Genomic DNA, 16,716 nt, shown 5'->3' with positions numbered 1-16,716 from the left:
GTGAGAAAGCGTGGGCCCAAACAGCGCAGGAGATGAGGGAGCGTTGGGTCAGAACCTGCAGGAAGTGCCAGAGCGTGCGGGCAGGGCGTGTGCTGCCGTCAGACGGCAGCGAGCGCCGAGCGGACAGCGGTGGGCATCGGCGTCGTGGGCCGGCCGATCAGGTCGCTCAGATCGGATCCGCTGACGTGCAGGTCACCGCGGGCGATGCCGAGGTCTGAGTCCGCCAGGATGTCGGCGAAGGGCCGCGGCACGCCGAAACCTGCCAGCAGACCGGCGTAGTCTCCGGCCGGGAGGTCCTGGTAGGCCACGGTCTTGTTGGCGGCGGCGCTGATCTCCCGGGCAAGTTCAGCCAGGGTGAAGGAGTGGTCCCCGCCCAGTTCATAGACTTTGCCGGCCTGGTTTTCGGCCGAAGCCAGCACGGCGGCAGCAGCCGCGGCATAGTCTGCCCGGGACGCGGCACTGACCTTCCCGTCTCCAGCACTGCCCGCGACGGCGCCCTGGGCCAGGGTCCCCGGGAGCTGATCGGTGTAGTTCTCCAGGTACCAGCCGTTGCGGAGGAGCACGAACGGGACCCCGGAGGCCTTGAGGATGGCCTCGGTGGCCTGGTGCTCGGCGGCCAGCTTCATGCCGGTGGTATCGGCGTTGGCGATGCTGGTGTATGCGATGAGCTCCACGCCCTCCGCCGCTGCGGCCTCGATGACCGTGCGGTGCTGCTCAACCCGCTGGCCAACCTCGCTGCCGGAGATCAGGAGTACTTTGGTGGCGCCCTCGAGCGCCTTCGCAACGGACGCGGCGTCCGTATAGTCCATGGCCCGGACCTGCACACCGCGTGCCGCGAAGTCCGAAAGCTTCCCGATGGAACGGCCTGCGGCCACGATCTCCCCTGCCGGGACGTTCCGCTCCAGGAGGGCCTCGACGACGTGGCGGCCAAGCTGTCCGGTTGCTCCGGTAATGACGATGCTCATGGGTGGTTCCTTTCACCATTTGTAAGGGGGTCACCTTCCACAACGGGGAACCACATCAATTACTTCCTGAGGGAGAGTACGCACTTTGAAGTAAGGTACTAACCTTGAAGTAAGGTACGGGAGTTTCGGTAAGCTGGAGGCATGACGATCAGCAGCGTGGAATTCAGTGCACTGCCGGCTCCGCTGCCGGTGGATTTTGCCGACGGCGTGTTCCCGGCCGGCTGCCCCAGCCGGACCGTGCTGGACCACGTCACCTCCAAGTGGGGCGTCCTGGTCCTGCTGTCACTTTCCGAGGGCGGGCAGCGGTGGAGTGAACTTCGACGGCGGGCCGAAGGCATCAGCGAGAAGATGCTGGCCCAGACCCTGAAGACCCTGGAACGGGACGGCCTGGTGCTCCGGAAGGCGCAGCCGGTGATACCTCCACGGGTGGACTACAGCCTGACTGAGCGCGGCTATGAACTGACCGCCCTGCTGGTCCCGCTCGTCACATGGGCTTTCAACAATGCCGAAGACATCATCAACGGCCAGCGCTGAGGCGAAGCCGGCCGCCAGGGACACCGCGCCGACCGGAACAACACCAAGTGGTGGCTCGATCAAAAATTGAGTACTTGTTACTGGTGTGACTGGTGTGAATAGCGCCTAGCGTATTCCTCAGGTGCCAGCCAGGAATAGGAGGACCATCCTCTGCTGGGAGCGTTCCGGCAACCGCACCGCAGCGAGCGGCCTGGCGCCGTTCCAAGGAGTGGTTTCCATGGTGAAAACGCACGTCCAGGACCTGGCCAGCATGGGCCGGCCCGTCAGCCTGTCCTACCTCATCGCCCGAACCGTGTCCCGGGTCCTTGCCTGGCTCCGGCGAGCCACCGCACCGAGCAGTCCCTACCGGCTGGGAGATGCCGTGGTGGCGGAGGATCCGTTCAACGGCCGCCGCGAGGGGATAGTGGTATCCCGCCGCGGTCCGAGCGTGGGGGTCGGAACCGCAACGGGAATTCTCCACTTTGACCACCGGCAGCTCAGGAGGCAGGAATAGCCCTGCGCGCAGGTGCCGGCAGGGGTTGCAGGCCTGCCTCAGCGGGCGGACCAGCCGCCGTCCATGGTGTAGCTGGCTCCAGTGACCATGCCTGCGTGGTCAGACGCCAGCCATGCCACCAGGGAGGCCACTTCCTCCGGTTCCACCAGCCGCTTGATGGCAGCCTCGGTCAGCATGATTTTGGAAAGGACCTCGGACTCGGGGATCCCATGGACCTTGGCCTGGTCAGCGATCTGGGATTCCACCAGGGGCGTGCGCACGTAGCCCGGGTTGATGCAGTTGGACGTGACTCCATGCTCCCCGCCCTCCAGCGCCGTCACCTTACTCAGCCCCTCAAGGCCGTGTTTGGCGGATACGTACGCGCTTTTGAACGGGGAGGCACGGATGCCGTGCACGGAGGACAGGTTGATGATGCGGCCGAAGTTGTTCGCATACATGTGCGGCAGCGCCGCCCGGATCAGGAGGAACGGCACCTCCAGCATGAGGGTGATCAGCCGGCGGAAATCAGCCGGCTCGAAGTCCTCAATGGGGCTGATCCGCTGGATTCCGGCGTTGTTCACCAGGATGTCGCAGTCCAGGCTCAGGGTGGTGAGGCTGTCCACGTCCAGCAGGTCCACGGCCCAGGTTGTGCCGCCCACTTCATCGGCAAGTGCTTCCGCCGCGGTAGCGTCAACGTCCGCGATCACCACCTTTGCGCCCTGCGCGGCGAGGGCCCGCACACTGGCGGCACCGATACCGCCGGCGCCTCCCGTGACGAGCGCCTTGCGGCCGTTCAGTGTGTATTCCATAACCCTGCCTTCCGTTGCGGATTTTTCAATGCGCGAGGCCGGCTCCAGCACAGGCTGAAGCCGGCTCATGCTTCTCAGCGCGCGGCTGCTACTGTCAAGCCTTCGCGCTCGGCGTCAGCCCTGTCCACTTCCTGAAGGGCGATGCCCTTGGTTTCCTTGAGGCTCAACACTGCCGCCGTGGTAATGGCACACGCCACCACGAGGTAGATGGCGGTGGGAAGCCATGATCCGGTGTCCTTGAGCCACTGCGTGGCCAGCAGCGGCGCCAGGGAACCGGCGAAGATCGACGTGACCTGCGAGCCCAGGGACACACCGGCGTAACGCATCCGGGTGGGGAAGAGCTCGGCCATGATGGCAGGCTGGCCGGCATACATAAACGCGTGCAGGCAGAGGCCGATGGTCACGGCGAGGACGATGACCACCGGGTTCCTGGTGTCGAACATCGGGAAGGCAAAGAAGGGCCAGGTGGCGCCGGTGATGGCACCGATGAGGTAAACCGGCTTCCGGCCCCAGCGGTCCACCAGGCGGCCCACCTGCGGGATGACCAGGAAGTGGATGACGTGGGCGATCAGGAGCGCCAGCAGCAGCGACGACGTGTCGTACTTGTGGACGCTCTTGAGGTAGACGATCGCGAAGCTGACCACCAGGTAGTACATGATGTTCTCCGCGAAGCGCAGCCCCATGGCCTGCAGGATGCCCTTGGGGTACTTGCGCACCACCTCAAAGACGCCGTAGCTGACGGCCTGTTCCTTCTCCACCAGCGCCTTGGCCTCCAGGAAGATGGGCGCCTCGGTGACGTGGGTGCGGATGTAGTAGCCAACGAAAACGATCACGGCTGAGAGCCAGAACGCCACGCGCCAGCCCCAGCCCAGGAATGCCTCGGGGCTCAGTGTGGAGGACATGATGAAAAGCACCAGCGTGGCGAGGAGGTTACCCACCGGAACTGCGGCCTGGGGCCAGCTGGACCAGAACCCGCGGGAAGCGTTGGGGCTGTGTTCGGCAACCAGCAGCACCGCGCCACCCCATTCACCACCGAGGGCGAAGCCCTGGATGAAGCGCAGGATGACAAGCAGGGCCGGAGCCAGGTAGCCGATGTCGGCGAAGCCCGGGAGGCAGCCCATCAGGAACGTGGACACACCGATGATGATGATGGTGAGCTGAAGCGTGGGTTTGCGGCCCAGCTTGTCACCGATCTGTCCGAAGACGATGCCACCGAGCGGGCGGGCGACGAATCCCACGGCATAGGTGAGGAATGCCTGGATGATGCCGTCAAGTTCGTTGCCGGTGGCGGGGAAGAAGTACTTGCCAAAGACAAGCGTTGCTGCAGTGGCGTAGAGGAAGAATTCGTACCATTCCACTACCGTGCCCACCATGGAGGCGGCCACGATCTTCTTGAGTCCGGAACCCTTGGATGCGGGTCCGGCGGCATTATCTGCCGAGCGCTGCTCTACGCTCATTGAGTTTCTCCTTAGTGTCCACTGTGACACGCGCTGTGATCCACAGCACTAAATGGCTCCACCGAGTATTACTGCACAAAGCCACGCATTCAATGGCCAATCCAGCAGGACACATGTGCATAATTGCAGATATGAAGGCAAACCCCGATGACCTGCTGGTGCTGCTCGAGGTGTCCCGGTCAGCAAGATTTACGACGGCGGCCCAAGCCCTGGGACTGAACCACACCACCGTTTCCCGCCGGATCGCCGCCCTGGAAAAAGCGCTGGGCGGACGCGTCCTCGCCCGGGCCGCGGGCGGCTGGGAGCTCACGGACCTCGGAACCGACGCTGTCAGGGTGGCCGAACAGGTAGAAGCCGCGATAGGGGCGCTGGGACCCGCCGGCCGGGTGCCCGACCCCATTACCGGCACCGTCCGCATGACTGCCACCGACGGATTCAGTGCCTACATTGCGGCCCCCGCCGTGGCGAGGCTGCGCCGGGACCACCCCGGCCTCAGCGTCGAGGTGGTCACCATGACACGGCGGGCGCTGCAGCAGCGCTCGGGACTGGACATCGAAGTGGTGGTGGGCGAACCTCAGGTCCACCGGGCCGAGGCCGTGCGGCTGGGCGAATACATGCTGGGGATGTACGCGTCGCGTGCCTATCTGGCGGAGAACGGTACGCCGGCCAGTGTGGCGGAACTGACGGAGCATCCGCTGGTGTATTTCGTGGACTCCATGCTGCAGGTCGACGACCTCGATGCTCCACGCCGCCTGGTGCCGGCCATGCGGGACGGGCTCACGTCCACCAATGTGTTCGTGCATGTGGAGGCCACGCGTGCCGGCGCAGGCATTGGCTTCCTGCCCTGTTTCATGGGTGACCTGCACGAGGACCTGGTCCGTTTGCTGCCGGACGAAGTTGCCGAACTGCTGCCCTACTGGATGGTGCTGCGGCCGGACTCGATGCGGCGCCCTGCCGTGGCCGCGGTGGTGCAGGCCTTGCGGGACCAGACTTTGGCACACCGGGAAGCGCTGCTGGGACGGGCAAAACCCCCGACTGCTGCTCCGTAACCGCCCCTTACATGCTGGCGCAGAAAAGCCCTTAGGGAGCGCTCAATGCTGGTGGTCCGGGGTCGTGCCGCACCGGTGAGCCTGCGGCGAAGGCGCGCACCTGGGCGTCATTCCAGATGTGCGCGGGGACGGCGCCGCCGAGGAGCCTGCGGGCCAACTGCGGGTCGCCGTCGAGCGGGCTGTCGCTCCCGGCCATGACCATGTTCCCGTAGCGGCGGCCCTTGAGCATGGCGGGGTCCGCGATGATGAGGGTGTGCTCAAAGCTGGACGCGATGGTGGCTGCGTCCTCGCGCGCGTTCTTCAGATCCGGGGCGTCACCTGAATTGACCACATAGATCCCGCCGGGTGCCAGGACGCGCCGGATGTGGCCGTTGAACTCCGCGGTGGTCAGCGGACGCGGCGTCAGGGATCCGGCAAAGACGTCCCGGATGATGAAGTCCCGGCTGTCCTCCGTCAGCGTCTCGGTGACAGCGCGTGCTTCGCCCACCCGGAGCCGCAGCAGGGGTGCTTTGGGGAGATCGAACCAGCCCCGGACATACTCGGCCAGTTTGCCGTCAAGCTCCACCACCACCTGACGCGCGTCGGGGTAGGCGGAGTGGAAGTAACGGGCCAGGGAACAGGCGCCGCCGCCGAGGTGCAGTCCGCGCAGCTTGTGGGAATCCGCTGCTTTGGACTGCCCGCCCTTGGGCTGCTGCGGCCAGCGGGATTCGATGAGTGCCGCCATCCAGCGCATGTACTCAAAGTCGAGGAACAGCGGATCTGCGAGGTCGATGTGGGAACTCATCACGCCGTTGATTTTCAGGAGCCAGCCGTTGGAGTTGTCCTGGTCCGCGATCAGCTCACAGTCGCCGGTGTCGATGTAATAGACCCCCTCGACGGGGCTGTCCGGCAGGGTGCCCTTCGGCACCTCGATGACGCCCGCCGTCGGACGCTGGCTGTTCCTGGCGCCTGACTTGCCGCGTTTGCCCATTATCCGTGTGCCGCTTCAGTCATGGTTCAACCCTAGGGGACAGAGGGAGGGCCGGGAATCGCGGGCGTTGATTACCGTTGGCTGGGTGTAACGGTTGAGGACGTGCCCAGGGCGGCCTCGGAACTCGAATCCGCACACTGACTGCTGTCCACCAGTTTGTGCTGCAGCTCCACCAGCACGCGGGCGAGCCGACGGGAAACCTGCATCTGTGACATTCCCAGCCGCCTGCCGAGCTGCACCTGGGTCTCTTCGCAGAAATACCGGCGGTACAGCAACTCGCGGTCATCTGCATCCAGCTCCAGCATTGCCTCGCGCAGGCAGGCCAGATCGTCCAGCCGGTCATAAGGCATACCAGGACACGCAAGCACCTCCGCTATCGGCGGCGCATCGCTGTGGGGATCGACGGCGTCGAGCGAGTCCGGATGGAGGCTGTTGGAGGCGCTGATCGCTTCCCGCACTTCGGCTTCGTCAACGCCGACGTGGCACGCAAGTTCGGAAACAGTTGGATTCCGTCCCAGGGTCTGCGCCAGTTCCGGCTCGGCCCGGAACAGCAGTGAACGCAGGTCCTGGACGTGCCTCGGTGGCCGGACCATCCAGCTCCGGTCCCGTAAATACCTTTTCAGTTCCCCCGTGATGGTGGGAGCGGCATAGGCGGGGAAACTGTCGCCTTTTGCCTGGTCGTAGCCGCGCGCCGCCTTAACCAGGCCAAGATAAGCCACCTGGTTCAGGTCGGCGCGCTCCCGGCCACGGGCTTCGAACCGCGCGGCCAGTGCTTCAGCGAGGTCCAGGTAGTCCAGGACCAGTCCGTTTTCGAAGGCCTCCCGAAGCCGTCCGTGTCCCGCCGCAGGCATACGCCCACGCGCCTCCGGTTGCGGCTCCGGGGGCAATTCAGGGGCAAATTCCGGCGGCGAATACCGGACTGTTGCATCTCCGCCGGCGTATGCAGCAAGGAATTCCGGCATTGTCGGTGGCTCCCTCGGGTCTGGGTCCGAAAGCCTGCGGCAAGACTTAGCAGTAGGAAATCATAAGCTTGCTTATAAAACAATGCCTTCCCGGAAAGGAGCCGGGCAGAGCAGCGTAGGCAGAAGCAACGCGGGGTCACTCCAGGCCCGATAAGGCGACTTCATTGGGCGAAGAGTGACCCCGCGTTGCTTCAGTGCGTTCCAGGACGCCCGGTTCGTGCTAGTTACCCGACGCCGGCCTGTCCCGGGCGGCCCGTTCGGCGTCGGTCATCCGCGCCCGTTCTGCCTCGGTCATGCGTGCCCGGTCTGCGTCCGTCCGGCCCTGCTGGTCATCGTCCACCATGGCGGGGCGATCAGCATCATCCGCGTGATGGCCGGCCGTGCGATCCGTACGGGCTGCGTCGCCCGAGACTCCGCGATCGTCCCGATCGCTGCGATCCATGCGGGCGTCCCGATCCCGGTCAGTCCGATCCGAACGGTCACGGCGATCTTCAGCGTCCGGCACGGCAGCCGTCCGGCTTTCCTCGGCCCTGGCACCCCTGTCCGCGCGAACGTCCGGGTCAATCTCGTCAGCCTTGCGTGTGTGTTCGGCCACGTTCTCGCGGAGCAACCTGGCTTCGGAGGCCTTATGGTCGGCTTCCTGCTTCAGCCGAGCCGCCTGGACCTGCGCCTGCTCCGCATCGGCACGGGCCCTCGTGGCACGCGCTTCGTTCTCGCGGGCATCAAGTTCGACATTCTCGGCCTTCCGGCGCATTTCCGCGGCCTTTTCGCGATGCGATTCGTCCCGCTTCTCCTGAATGGCGCGACGGCGCCGTCCGGTTACCAGCAGCAACACAATCAGGGCCACCACCACAACCGCAATAACGATCCAAACCCACGGTGCAACGTCCAAAGCTGCCCACCTCTTCCCACTCCGTTGTGACCGGGTCCCAGCGATGCCAAGACGGCAGGCGCTTTCTGGCCCGTTTGAAAATCTATCAGCAAGGGTACTTACTTAATGTTAGTAATCATGCTTACTATTTTACGGCCAGTATCGCTGGTTCTTGATCAACAACCGGCCTTCTTTGGAAAGAGAGTGCGAAGATGACAGAGAACCAATGGCCCGAGGATTCGGAATACACGGTTCCCCCGGCCACTCCCGGGACAACCGGGGAGCGCCGCGCCACCACGTTCCCCTCGGCAGCATCAACCTCACAGCCAGTAGCTCCGCAGTCAGGTGACCCTTACGGAACGTCCAGGAAGGACGCCGCAAAGCAGGAGGCCGGAGACGTCGCCCGCACCGCGGCCGAGTCTGCGCAGAGTGTCGCCGAAACCGCCAGGACCGAGGCGGGGGCTGTCGCGTCGGAGGCTAAGGCGAACGCCAAGGACCTCCTGTACCAGGCCCGCAACGACCTCACCCAGCAGGCCGGCGCCCAGCAGCAGAAGGTAGCCAACGGCCTCCGGTCAGTTTCGGACGAACTGCACGCCATGGCCCTGGCCTCCGATCAGCCCGGCGTCGCATCAGACCTGGTCCGTCAGGCTGCCGAACGTTCCTCCTCACTTGCCTCCTGGCTGGACGGGCGGGATCCCGGATCCCTCCTCAATGAAGCCAAGAGTTTCGCCCGGCAGCGTCCAGGAACGTTCCTCCTCCTTGCTGCCGGAGCAGGCGTCCTCGCAGGGCGGCTCACCCGCAGCTTGAGCGCGGGAGCACCCGATTCGGCCACGAACAAGGCCGCATCCGGCTACAGCACAGACCCGTACGGTACCGGGACAGGCGGCTACACGCCGTCGGGCGGCGGCGCCGTCCCGGCACCCCCCGTTCAGCTCCCCGGCCCGGCCACCACAACGGCAGGGTTCGACGGCGGCGCGCCGGGAAGTGCCTATGGGGACGCTTCACGCCCCGCCAGTCCGTTGGACAGCCCCCAGATCGCGGAAGAGCCGTGGTCCGGAAACCGGCTGGCTGAGGATCCTTTGGGAGACCGGCAGCTCGCCGACGACCCCATGGCCAATGACCCCCTTACCCGCGACCGTTCCACGGACGGTCAGACCGGCAGGCCATGATGAGCAGCCAGATACCGGATACGCCGCCAAGTGCGGCGCACGTGAAGGCGGACAACACCTCCCTTGGTGACCTGCTCGGTGAGGTGACCCGCGACCTGTCCACGCTGATGCGCCAGGAAGTGGAGCTCGCCAAGGCCGAACTGAAGCAGTCCGCCACCCGGGCCGGCAAGGGCGGCGGCATGCTCGCCGGCGCCGGCGTCGCGGGGCACTTCGTCCTGCTGTTCCTCTCCATCGCCCTCTGGTACGCCCTGGGCGCGCTGATGGGCCTGGGCTGGTCCGCTGTCGTCGTCGCCCTCATCTGGGCCATCATCGCCGCGGTCCTGGCCTCGGCGGGCCGGAAGAACCTCAAGCAGGTCCAAGGCATGCCCCAGACCGCCGCAACACTCTCAGAAATTCCCCCAACCCTGAAACCCGGTGAGGTAAAACGATGAGCGAAAACCCGGACGCAATCCGTTCAGACATAGAAGCAACCCGCGCCCGCCTGGGCACCAACGTGGACGCCGTGGCCGACAAGGTCACCCCGTCCAACATCGTCCACCGGCAAACGGACAAGGTAAAAGACGCCGTCTTCGGCGTGAAGGAGAAAGTCATGGGAACAGCCGACGACGCCACCGGCGTCCGCACCGGCGTCCACAGCGGTGTCCACCACCGGACCGACAGCGCCGGGAACGCCCTGCACGACGCCGGCCAGGCCATCGGCGACGCCCCGGCCCAGGTCAAGGCCAAAACCCAGGGCAACCCCCTGGCCGCCGGCCTGGTCGCGTTCGGCGCCGGAATGCTGCTCTCCTCCCTGATCCCGGCCAGCGAAAAGGAACGCGAAGCCGCGGACGCCCTCAAAACCGCCGCGGAACCGATGACCACGGAACTGACCGAGGCCGCCAAAGACATGGCCCAGGGCCTGAAGAAACCAGCCCGCGAGGCCATGGAAAACGTCAAAGCCACCGCCACCGACGCCGCCGAACACGTCAAAGCCGAAGGCCAGGTCGCAGCAGCAGACGTCAAAGACCGCGCCACAGACGCCAAGGACCACGTCCAGAACACCTGACCCGGCCAGCCCTGGCGGCGGCCTAACCGGCACCAACCAGTGCCATGCTTCAATCAGCGTCACAGACAGGCCGGTTCCGCCCTCCCCGGCGGGACCGGCCTGTCCCATGCCAACCCGAGATGAGATGACACCCCATGGCCACTCACGATGCCTCCGAAACCAGCACCGCCAAGGCGGGCCAGGCTCCGGCGCCCGATGATTCCCGCAAACCAGACAGCCCCACCGACGTCACCAAGCCTTCGTGGAAGTACATCGCCAAAAAGACCCTCAGGGAGTTCACGAAGGACCAGTGCCCTGACCTGGCCGCAGCCCTGACCTACTTCGCCGTGCTCTCACTCTTCCCGGCATTGCTGGCCCTCGTTTCGGTGCTGGGCCTGTTCGGTGACCCGGAGAAGACCACCACTGCACTGCTGGAAATTGTCCGCGGATTCGCCCCCGCCGAAACAGTAAACACGGTCAGCGGGCCCGTTAAGGAGCTCGCTTCAGCCCCGGCAGCCGGCTTCACGCTGGTCATCGGCCTTGCCACCGCGCTGTGGTCCGCGTCCGGCTATGTTGGGGCCTTTGGCCGTGCCATGAACCGGATCTACGAGGTGGACGAAGGACGCCCCTTCGTGAAGTTGCGCGGCACCATGCTGGCTGTCACCCTGCTTGCCGTGGTGGTTGTTGCCATCCTTGCAGGCATGCTGGTGCTCAGTGGCCCGGTGGCTGAAGCCGTGGGAGGACTCATCGGACTCAGCGGCGTGTTCCTCACCATCTGGAACATCGCCAAGTGGCCCGTGATCGTCGGGCTGGTGGTCGTGATCATTGCCGTCCTGTACTACGCCACTCCCAACGTGAAGCAGCCCAAGTTCCGCTGGATGAGCATGGGCTCGTTGATCGCCCTGGTGATTTTCCTGCTTGCCTCACTGGGCTTCGGCTTCTATGTCGGGAACTTCGGCAACTACAACAAGACCTACGGTGCGTTGGGCGGCGTCATCGTCATGCTGCTCTGGCTGTGGATCCTGAACATGTCGCTGCTGTTCGGCGCTGAGTTCGACGCCGAGACGGAGCGGGGACGCCAGCTCCAGGCCGGCATCGAAGCAGAGGAAACCATCCAACTGCCGCCTCGGGACACCAAGAAGAGCGAGAAGATCCAGAAACAGGAAGAAGAGGACATTAAGCGTGGCCGTGAGCTGCGCGAAAGCCACCGGGCGGACCAGGACCGGACAGGCGGGAACGGGACAGGCCCGGACACCTCAGGCCGGAAGCAGACCGGACGGGACTAGGCAGGGTCCCCGAGATGGAGGAAAATTAACAACAGCAGATTCCTTCAGGTTTCCCGACGTCGGTGACGTCGGGTATCAGGCGGGGTCGGCGGCGAGGTGGCCTCTTCTGAGACCGAGGCCAGTCCCCCCAGTCGTCGTCGGCCCCCCAATCTTGCTTTCTCAGCCTTCCAAAGCCGCCGCCGGTTCCCTTCCCAGCGCCAGAAGGTAGGCGCCCAAGCCTTGGGGGGCGCGGGCTTCGGTGCGCCCTGAGGTCAGGACGCGGACAGTGTCTGTAGCGGTCACCCGGCAACCGCGCAGGCGGAGGCGTTCCACCAGGGTCCGGTCCTCATGGGCGCGCTGCCGCGGAAAGCCGCCCGCAAGAAGGTACGCCGAGGCCCTCACCCCCAGATTGGCGCCGAACACATAGGGATGGTCCTCGCCCAACCGGTGGCGTACATGCCAACGCTTCAGCAGTTCGCGGTCCATGCCTTCGGCATCCGGTTCCACTGTTCCCAGGACGGCGTCGGACCCGCTCTCAGCGAGCGCCACCTGGCGCAACAGCCAACCTCCGGGGACACGGGAATCGGCATCGGTGTTTGCAAGCCATATCCTCCTGGCGGCGTGCGGGAGATCCGCTCCACCACAGTGCATGAACCGGCCGTTGAGGACTGCACCAATGCCCGCAATCCGGCTTTTCCCCACACTTCTGAACGAGACCCTCAGCAGGGTGATACGGCTGTCGAGCGCGGCAAACCGTGCTGCTACCGAGTCCGAGTTGTCGGTGCAGCTGTCCAGCACCACCACGATGCCGATGTCCGTGTCCGGCCGGCTCCCCTGCAGCACATCGGCTGCGGCACGGACCCCTTCCAGAGCCCGCGCCAGGTGCCGTTCCTCATTGTGGACCGGGATCACCACGGCAACCTTCGCTATGCGACAGTCCGCCTCAGCCCACCCGCCGGCCACCTCAGGCCCGGGGTCCGGGGTCACCGGGTGCCACCAGCGTTTCCAGCACAAAGTCGCGTTCCCGGTACAGCCCCGCAACGGGCCAGCCCAGGAGGTTCCGGGCCAGCGTATGGACGGAATCGCCGTCGAGCTCCCAGCCGGAAACCGGGTGCCGCCAGTGGCAAAGCAGCAGCGTGCCGCCGGGCTGGATGGATTCCCGGATCCGTTGCAGGAGCACCTCGAACTCCGATTGCGGCAGGTAATACCCCACTTCAGAGACCACCACCAGGTCGTAGCTGCCGCCGGGCCACTGCGCAGGAAGGGTCAGCTGCCTCGTGGAGACACCGGGAAAATCCGCCAGCCGTCCGGCCGCGAGTTCCAGTGCCGCACTGCTGGCATCCACAGCAAGGATGCTCGCGCATCGGGCGGCCAATCCGGCGGTGAGCGTACCGATGGAGCAGCCGATTTCCAGACCTGAACGGTACTCTTCCTCGGGCAGCGCAGCGAGGGTAAGGGATCGCTTCCGCCGCTCGTACCAGCTGGTGGCGTACTGCCACGGGTCATCTGAGTCCGAGTGCACGGTGTCGAAGATCCGCTGCGCATCGGCGCTGGTGAGGGGTGCCGGCGTCGGAGGCTGAGTCCAGGCGAAGGTCTCAAAAGGGCGGGCGAAATGCTGCAGAAAGCCCTCGCCCAGGAGCACTTCATCCCCGGCCAGATCGGACAGCGGACGGTGCTGGCTGGTGTGGGCACCGAGGGCGGCCGCCTTGGCGGCCTGCTGCTCCCGGTTCAGCGGAAGCCGGACCCAGTCCTGCCAGGCCGTGTCCTCGGGGGATGCCCAGAACCAGTACCAGATGGGAAACTCCAGCAGGGCGTGGCCGTCCTCCCGCGCAACCAGGGCCGCCACGGATCCCAGCGCGTCATGGTCCGCGTGGCCGTCCGCGCGGTAGGGCGCCACAATGGCCAGGTGCTGAGGCTGCACCGGGTCCCGGCTTATGGTTTCCCGTAGCCTGGCGGCGATGTCATCTTTGCGGTCCGCCAGGCCGCCATCCGGGAGCCCCAGATACTGCCAGCAACCGGCCAGCCCCAGCGTGTCCATCGCTGCGGCGAACTCCCGCACCCGGACGGCCGCCAGACGGTCAGGTGTGATGGTGGACGAGCCGGGGTGCGAGCCCTCCCCCGCAGTGAAGAGCAGCACCTCGACGTTGGCGCCCAGCGCGTGCAGCCGGGCGAGCAGTCCACCGGCGCCCAGGGCCTCGTCATCCGGGTGGGCCACCAGGACCACGAAGCGCATGGCCGCCAGCTCCTGCGGCCCCAACGGCAGCTCAGCAAGTGTCGGCAGCCCGCTTGAAGCCCAGGCGGCCTCGTCCGTGCCTTGGTCGGTGTGGGAGAAGGTCACCACGGATACTCCTCCTTCAGAGTCAGTTTCCCCAGTTGCGCGTCGTCCCGCATCCCGTGATGCTGGCGGACATACAGGGCCAGGTCAGCCATGCGTTTGGCGTACGGTTCGTCGAACGCCAGCGGCGCAGGTCCGCGGTTGCGGGTGACAAGGGAAAGGACACGCTCGACGGCGGCGGCTACCGTTCCGCGCACGCGCAGCGCTTCGCTCCATGCACTGCGCCCCGCATCCGGCATGTCACCTGCGCCAGCGCCGGCTTCCCCGTCGATCAGGGCGGCAACACGCGCAAGATACCGGAGCGCCGCAGTGAGGATCCGGTCGGTTTCGCCCAAAGCCGCCAGCGCTATCTGGTCCGGGTCCCGGCCTGCTTCCGCCCCGGCTGCGAGCGAGTCCTTATAGTCCCGCGCTGCGCCCACCGCTCCGCCCAGCCAGCATGCCGCCACGCCCATACCGCCCCAGGCAAATCCTGGACGGCTGAAGTACCAGTTTTCGCCGCCCACGGGTTCTGCCGGCACCTGGCGGAAATGCACAGTTCCGCTCGGAATTTCCCGGAGCCCGCGGGCCACCCACGCGGGCTCCTCGCATGTCACGCCCGGGTGGCGGAGGTCCACGGCAAAGGCTGCCCTCCCGCCGCCCTCGGCATGGGCGGTGATCACGGCCCGGTCCAGCAGCGGCGCCAAGGAGCACCACGGCTTCGAGCCGTCCAGGAGGATCCCGGCGTCGCCCGCTTTTGCCTCCAGCCTGGTCCCCGGGCCTTCGGCAGCGAACACGCCCCACACCCCGGCCACGTGGCCGGTGTCTTTACCGGATTGGGCAAGGATCGCCAGCGCGTCAAAGTGCGGTTCGAAGATCCGGGCCGCGGCGACATCCACGGCCGCGACGGAAGCCAGGAACTCCCACAATCCGGCGGTACTTCCCTGGCCTGGCTGGGGCGCGTCCGTTCCTGCCGCCCGGGCGATGCCCAGGAGCGCCGGGACGTCACCTACGGCACTGGCGATGTCCCCCAGCAGAGCCGCCAGGCCGGCGTCGGCGGCTGTATCCGGGCCAAACCGGACGGGCCTCGGAACGGTGCGGTCCACGGGCGCCTATTTGTCGGCAGGCTCGGTAACAGCCGCCGACGGGTTCATGGTTTCTGCATTGACCATCCATGCCAACTGCTCGAGGCGTTCAATCGCGGCGTGGAGGAGGTCCGCACTGGTGGGGTCTTCCTCGTCCACCTCGTCATGGACATCCCGCATGGTCTGAACGGTCCGCTCCAGCCTGTTCGTGACGAGCTTGACGGCGTCCTTCGTGGAAATGAGTCCCGCGGGAAATTCGTCCAGCCGGGTGTCACCGGAGACCGTATTGCTCCGGCCGTCCGGGAGTGCGTGCAGGGCCCTCATGCGCTCAGCTGCCTGGTCGGCGAACAACCGGGCGGCGGCGATGATCTCGTCCAACTGGAGGTGGAGGTCGCGGAAGTTGGTTCCCACGATGTTCCAGTGTGCCTGTTTGCCCTGCACATGCAGTTCGATCAGGTCGGTAAGTACAGTCTGAAGGTTACTGGCAAGGGTGGGTGACGCTTTCACTGTGTTCCTCCGTTGCTGGCGCTCCGTCCGGGAATCCGGCCGGGAAACTTATTCTAAGCATACTTAGCACTTTTGCGGCGCGGTGCTGCCGATCAACACTCACCGGACCCGGGCCAGGGCGAACCCGTCCCATCCCTTGGATCCGACGGTCTGGATCACCGTGGCATCGAGCTGCGGGTGGCTCCCCAGCAGTTCCAGCGCACCGATGATCCCCGGCGCATTGATCCGGTCGATGGAAGGGTCCACAACGGCACCCTCCCACACGGCGTTGTCCAGCACAACGGTGGTTCCGGGCCTGCCCAGCCGGATGGCCCAGTCCAGGTAGTTGGAGTTGTTTTCCTTGTCGGCGTCGATGAAGACGAAGTCGAAGGATTCGTGGCCTTCGGAATAGAGTGCTGCCAGCGTGTCAAGGGCGGGGCCCACCCGGACCTCCACCTTGTCCTCCAGGCCCGCGGCCGCCACGTTGGCACGGGCTATCTCCGCATGTTTGGTGAGGAACTCGCACGTCAATAGCCGGCCGCCGTCGGGAAGTCCCTGAGCCATCCAGATGGCACTGAATCCGGCCAGGGTGCCGATCTCCAGCACCCGGCGGGCGCCGGATAGCTGCACCAGGAGTTTAAGCAGTTTGCCGGCGTTCGGCGTCACTTCGATGGGCGGCATGCCGGCATCGGTGGCGGACTGCACTGCCCGCTGCAGACCCGCGTCGGGATGCACCACGGTTTGTGTGAGGAATTCTTCCACCGCCACCCACCCGCGCTGGGGCTTGTGCTCGAAGGGCTCGCTCTCAGAGGGCTTGTGCTCAGGCATGGCCACAGTCTGGCAGGTCGGCGCAGGCCATGGAAGCTTTCGGGGACGGCGGCGTCAGAACCATGCACGCCTCGAAGCCCGCAGCCTTACTTGGGCGGTTGACCGTCGGAAAGGGCCTGCTCGAGGCGTTCAACCTTGGCGCTGAGTTCGCCTGAGTAGCCGGGGCGGATGTCAGCCTTGATGACCAGCGAGACACGGCTTCCGAACTCGCCCACAGCTTCGGTGGCGCGCCTGACGACGTCGAACACCTCATCCCATTCGCCCTCGATCTCTGTGAACATCGAGCTTGTCCGGTTGGGAAGTCCCGACTCCCTGACGATCTTCACCGCCGCAGCGACGGCGTCGTGCACGGAAGCATCCGTGGGGCGGGCACCGCCGGCGGGCGTTCCGGACGGGGCAACTGAAAATGCAAGCAACATAAGGCCAGTCTGCCACGCGGCCGGAATGTCCACTGGGCCT

Annotated in this window: 19 protein-coding genes; 7 read left to right on the top strand and 12 right to left on the bottom strand. The window is 65.7% G+C overall.

The features are described 5' to 3' along the window. Positions 1–98: 98 nt before the first annotated feature. Entirely contained in the window at positions 99–965 is an 867-nt protein-coding gene (locus ACS5PJ_RS12745; protein WP_439435249.1) for an NmrA family NAD(P)-binding protein, read from the bottom strand. Positions 966–1,106: 141 nt separating this feature from the next. Here ACS5PJ_RS12745 and ACS5PJ_RS12740 point away from each other — a divergent pair, with 141 nt between their 5' ends. Both ACS5PJ_RS12740 and ACS5PJ_RS12735 read left to right on the top strand, forming a co-directional pair. Then, the gene (locus ACS5PJ_RS12740) at positions 1,107–1,499 is read left to right on the top strand and encodes a winged helix-turn-helix transcriptional regulator (RefSeq protein WP_439435248.1); all 393 of its coding nucleotides are present in this window, start codon (positions 1,107–1,109) and stop codon (positions 1,497–1,499) included. Between the two features lie 217 nt (positions 1,500–1,716). Continuing rightward, on the top strand, positions 1,717–1,992 hold the full coding sequence (locus ACS5PJ_RS12735) for a hypothetical protein (RefSeq protein WP_439435247.1): 276 nt from the start codon (positions 1,717–1,719) through the stop codon (positions 1,990–1,992). A 38-nt stretch (positions 1,993–2,030) separates the two neighbouring features. On the opposite strand, the gene ACS5PJ_RS12730 is transcribed toward ACS5PJ_RS12735, so the two are convergent. Both ACS5PJ_RS12730 and ACS5PJ_RS12725 read right to left on the bottom strand, forming a co-directional pair. After that, complete coding sequence (locus ACS5PJ_RS12730; RefSeq protein WP_439435246.1) at positions 2,031–2,780, bottom strand: 3-hydroxybutyrate dehydrogenase; 750 nt, start codon at positions 2,778–2,780, stop codon at positions 2,031–2,033. Between the two features lie 74 nt (positions 2,781–2,854). Beyond that, positions 2,855–4,237, bottom strand: coding sequence for an MFS transporter (locus ACS5PJ_RS12725; RefSeq protein ID WP_439435245.1), 1,383 nt, complete (start codon positions 4,235–4,237; stop codon positions 2,855–2,857). 131 nt (positions 4,238–4,368) lie between these two features. Between ACS5PJ_RS12725 and ACS5PJ_RS12720 the strand changes: the two genes are divergently transcribed. Then, positions 4,369–5,286 carry a LysR family transcriptional regulator gene (locus tag ACS5PJ_RS12720; RefSeq protein ID WP_439435244.1) on the top strand — a complete coding sequence of 306 codons (918 nt, stop codon included), beginning with the start codon at positions 4,369–4,371 and terminating at the stop codon, positions 5,284–5,286. Positions 5,287–5,317: 31 nt separating this feature from the next. Here the strand turns inward: ACS5PJ_RS12720 and ACS5PJ_RS12715 are convergent, their stop codons facing one another. From ACS5PJ_RS12715 to ACS5PJ_RS12705, 3 genes are all read right to left on the bottom strand, one after another. After that, a complete protein-coding gene (locus ACS5PJ_RS12715; protein ID WP_439435243.1) occupies positions 5,318–6,256 on the bottom strand; it encodes a spermidine synthase in 939 nt (312 codons plus the stop codon). A gap of 71 nt (positions 6,257–6,327) precedes the next feature. Beyond that, complete coding sequence (locus ACS5PJ_RS12710) at positions 6,328–7,107, bottom strand: sigma-70 family RNA polymerase sigma factor (RefSeq protein WP_439435242.1); 780 nt, start codon at positions 7,105–7,107, stop codon at positions 6,328–6,330. Between the two features lie 331 nt (positions 7,108–7,438). Next, a complete protein-coding gene (locus ACS5PJ_RS12705; protein WP_439435241.1) occupies positions 7,439–8,110 on the bottom strand; it encodes a hypothetical protein in 672 nt (223 codons plus the stop codon). Between the two features lie 191 nt (positions 8,111–8,301). Between ACS5PJ_RS12705 and ACS5PJ_RS12700 the strand changes: the two genes are divergently transcribed. From ACS5PJ_RS12700 to ACS5PJ_RS12685, 4 genes are all read left to right on the top strand, one after another. Beyond that, positions 8,302–9,258, top strand: a complete 957-nt coding sequence (locus ACS5PJ_RS12700; RefSeq protein ID WP_439435240.1) for an ATP synthase subunit B family protein — start codon at positions 8,302–8,304, stop codon at positions 9,256–9,258. Then, the gene (locus ACS5PJ_RS12695) at positions 9,258–9,689 is read left to right on the top strand and encodes a phage holin family protein (protein ID WP_439435420.1); all 432 of its coding nucleotides are present in this window, start codon (positions 9,258–9,260) and stop codon (positions 9,687–9,689) included. Before ACS5PJ_RS12700 ends, ACS5PJ_RS12695 begins: the two co-directional genes overlap by 1 nt. Then, positions 9,686–10,303 carry a DUF3618 domain-containing protein gene (locus ACS5PJ_RS12690; protein WP_439435239.1) on the top strand — a complete coding sequence of 206 codons (618 nt, stop codon included), beginning with the start codon at positions 9,686–9,688 and terminating at the stop codon, positions 10,301–10,303. Before ACS5PJ_RS12695 ends, ACS5PJ_RS12690 begins: the two co-directional genes overlap by 4 nt. Before the next feature lie 134 nt (positions 10,304–10,437). Then, a complete protein-coding gene (locus ACS5PJ_RS12685; protein WP_439435238.1) occupies positions 10,438–11,568 on the top strand; it encodes a YihY/virulence factor BrkB family protein in 1,131 nt (376 codons plus the stop codon). Positions 11,569–11,727: 159 nt separating this feature from the next. Here ACS5PJ_RS12685 and ACS5PJ_RS12680 read toward each other — a convergent pair whose 3' ends face one another. The 6 genes from ACS5PJ_RS12680 to ACS5PJ_RS12655 form a co-directional block, all read right to left on the bottom strand. After that, entirely contained in the window at positions 11,728–12,534 is an 807-nt protein-coding gene (locus tag ACS5PJ_RS12680) for a glycosyltransferase family 2 protein (protein ID WP_439435237.1), read from the bottom strand. Next, complete coding sequence (locus ACS5PJ_RS12675; protein WP_439435236.1) at positions 12,512–13,888, bottom strand: PIG-L family deacetylase; 1,377 nt, start codon at positions 13,886–13,888, stop codon at positions 12,512–12,514. The genes ACS5PJ_RS12680 and ACS5PJ_RS12675 overlap by 23 nt, the downstream gene beginning before the upstream one ends. Continuing rightward, the gene (locus ACS5PJ_RS12670; protein WP_439435235.1) at positions 13,882–14,964 is read right to left on the bottom strand and encodes an acyl-CoA dehydrogenase family protein; all 1,083 of its coding nucleotides are present in this window, start codon (positions 14,962–14,964) and stop codon (positions 13,882–13,884) included. Before ACS5PJ_RS12670 ends, ACS5PJ_RS12675 begins: the two co-directional genes overlap by 7 nt. A gap of 6 nt (positions 14,965–14,970) precedes the next feature. Further along, positions 14,971–15,450, bottom strand: a complete 480-nt coding sequence (locus tag ACS5PJ_RS12665) for a Dps family protein (protein ID WP_439435234.1) — start codon at positions 15,448–15,450, stop codon at positions 14,971–14,973. Positions 15,451–15,549: 99 nt separating this feature from the next. Beyond that, a complete protein-coding gene (locus ACS5PJ_RS12660; protein ID WP_439435233.1) occupies positions 15,550–16,257 on the bottom strand; it encodes an O-methyltransferase in 708 nt (235 codons plus the stop codon). A gap of 86 nt (positions 16,258–16,343) precedes the next feature. Then, positions 16,344–16,676: a thiamine-binding protein gene (locus ACS5PJ_RS12655; protein WP_439435232.1), complete on the bottom strand. Its 333-nt coding sequence runs from the start codon at positions 16,674–16,676 to the stop codon at positions 16,344–16,346. Positions 16,677–16,716 lie beyond the last annotated feature (40 nt).

Source organism: Pseudarthrobacter cremeus (assembly GCF_051857465.1).
Lineage (GTDB): Bacteria > Actinomycetota > Actinomycetes > Actinomycetales > Micrococcaceae > Arthrobacter.
The sequence above is the reverse complement of the archived record's forward strand: the minus strand, read 5'-3'. Positions and strand labels throughout refer to the sequence as shown.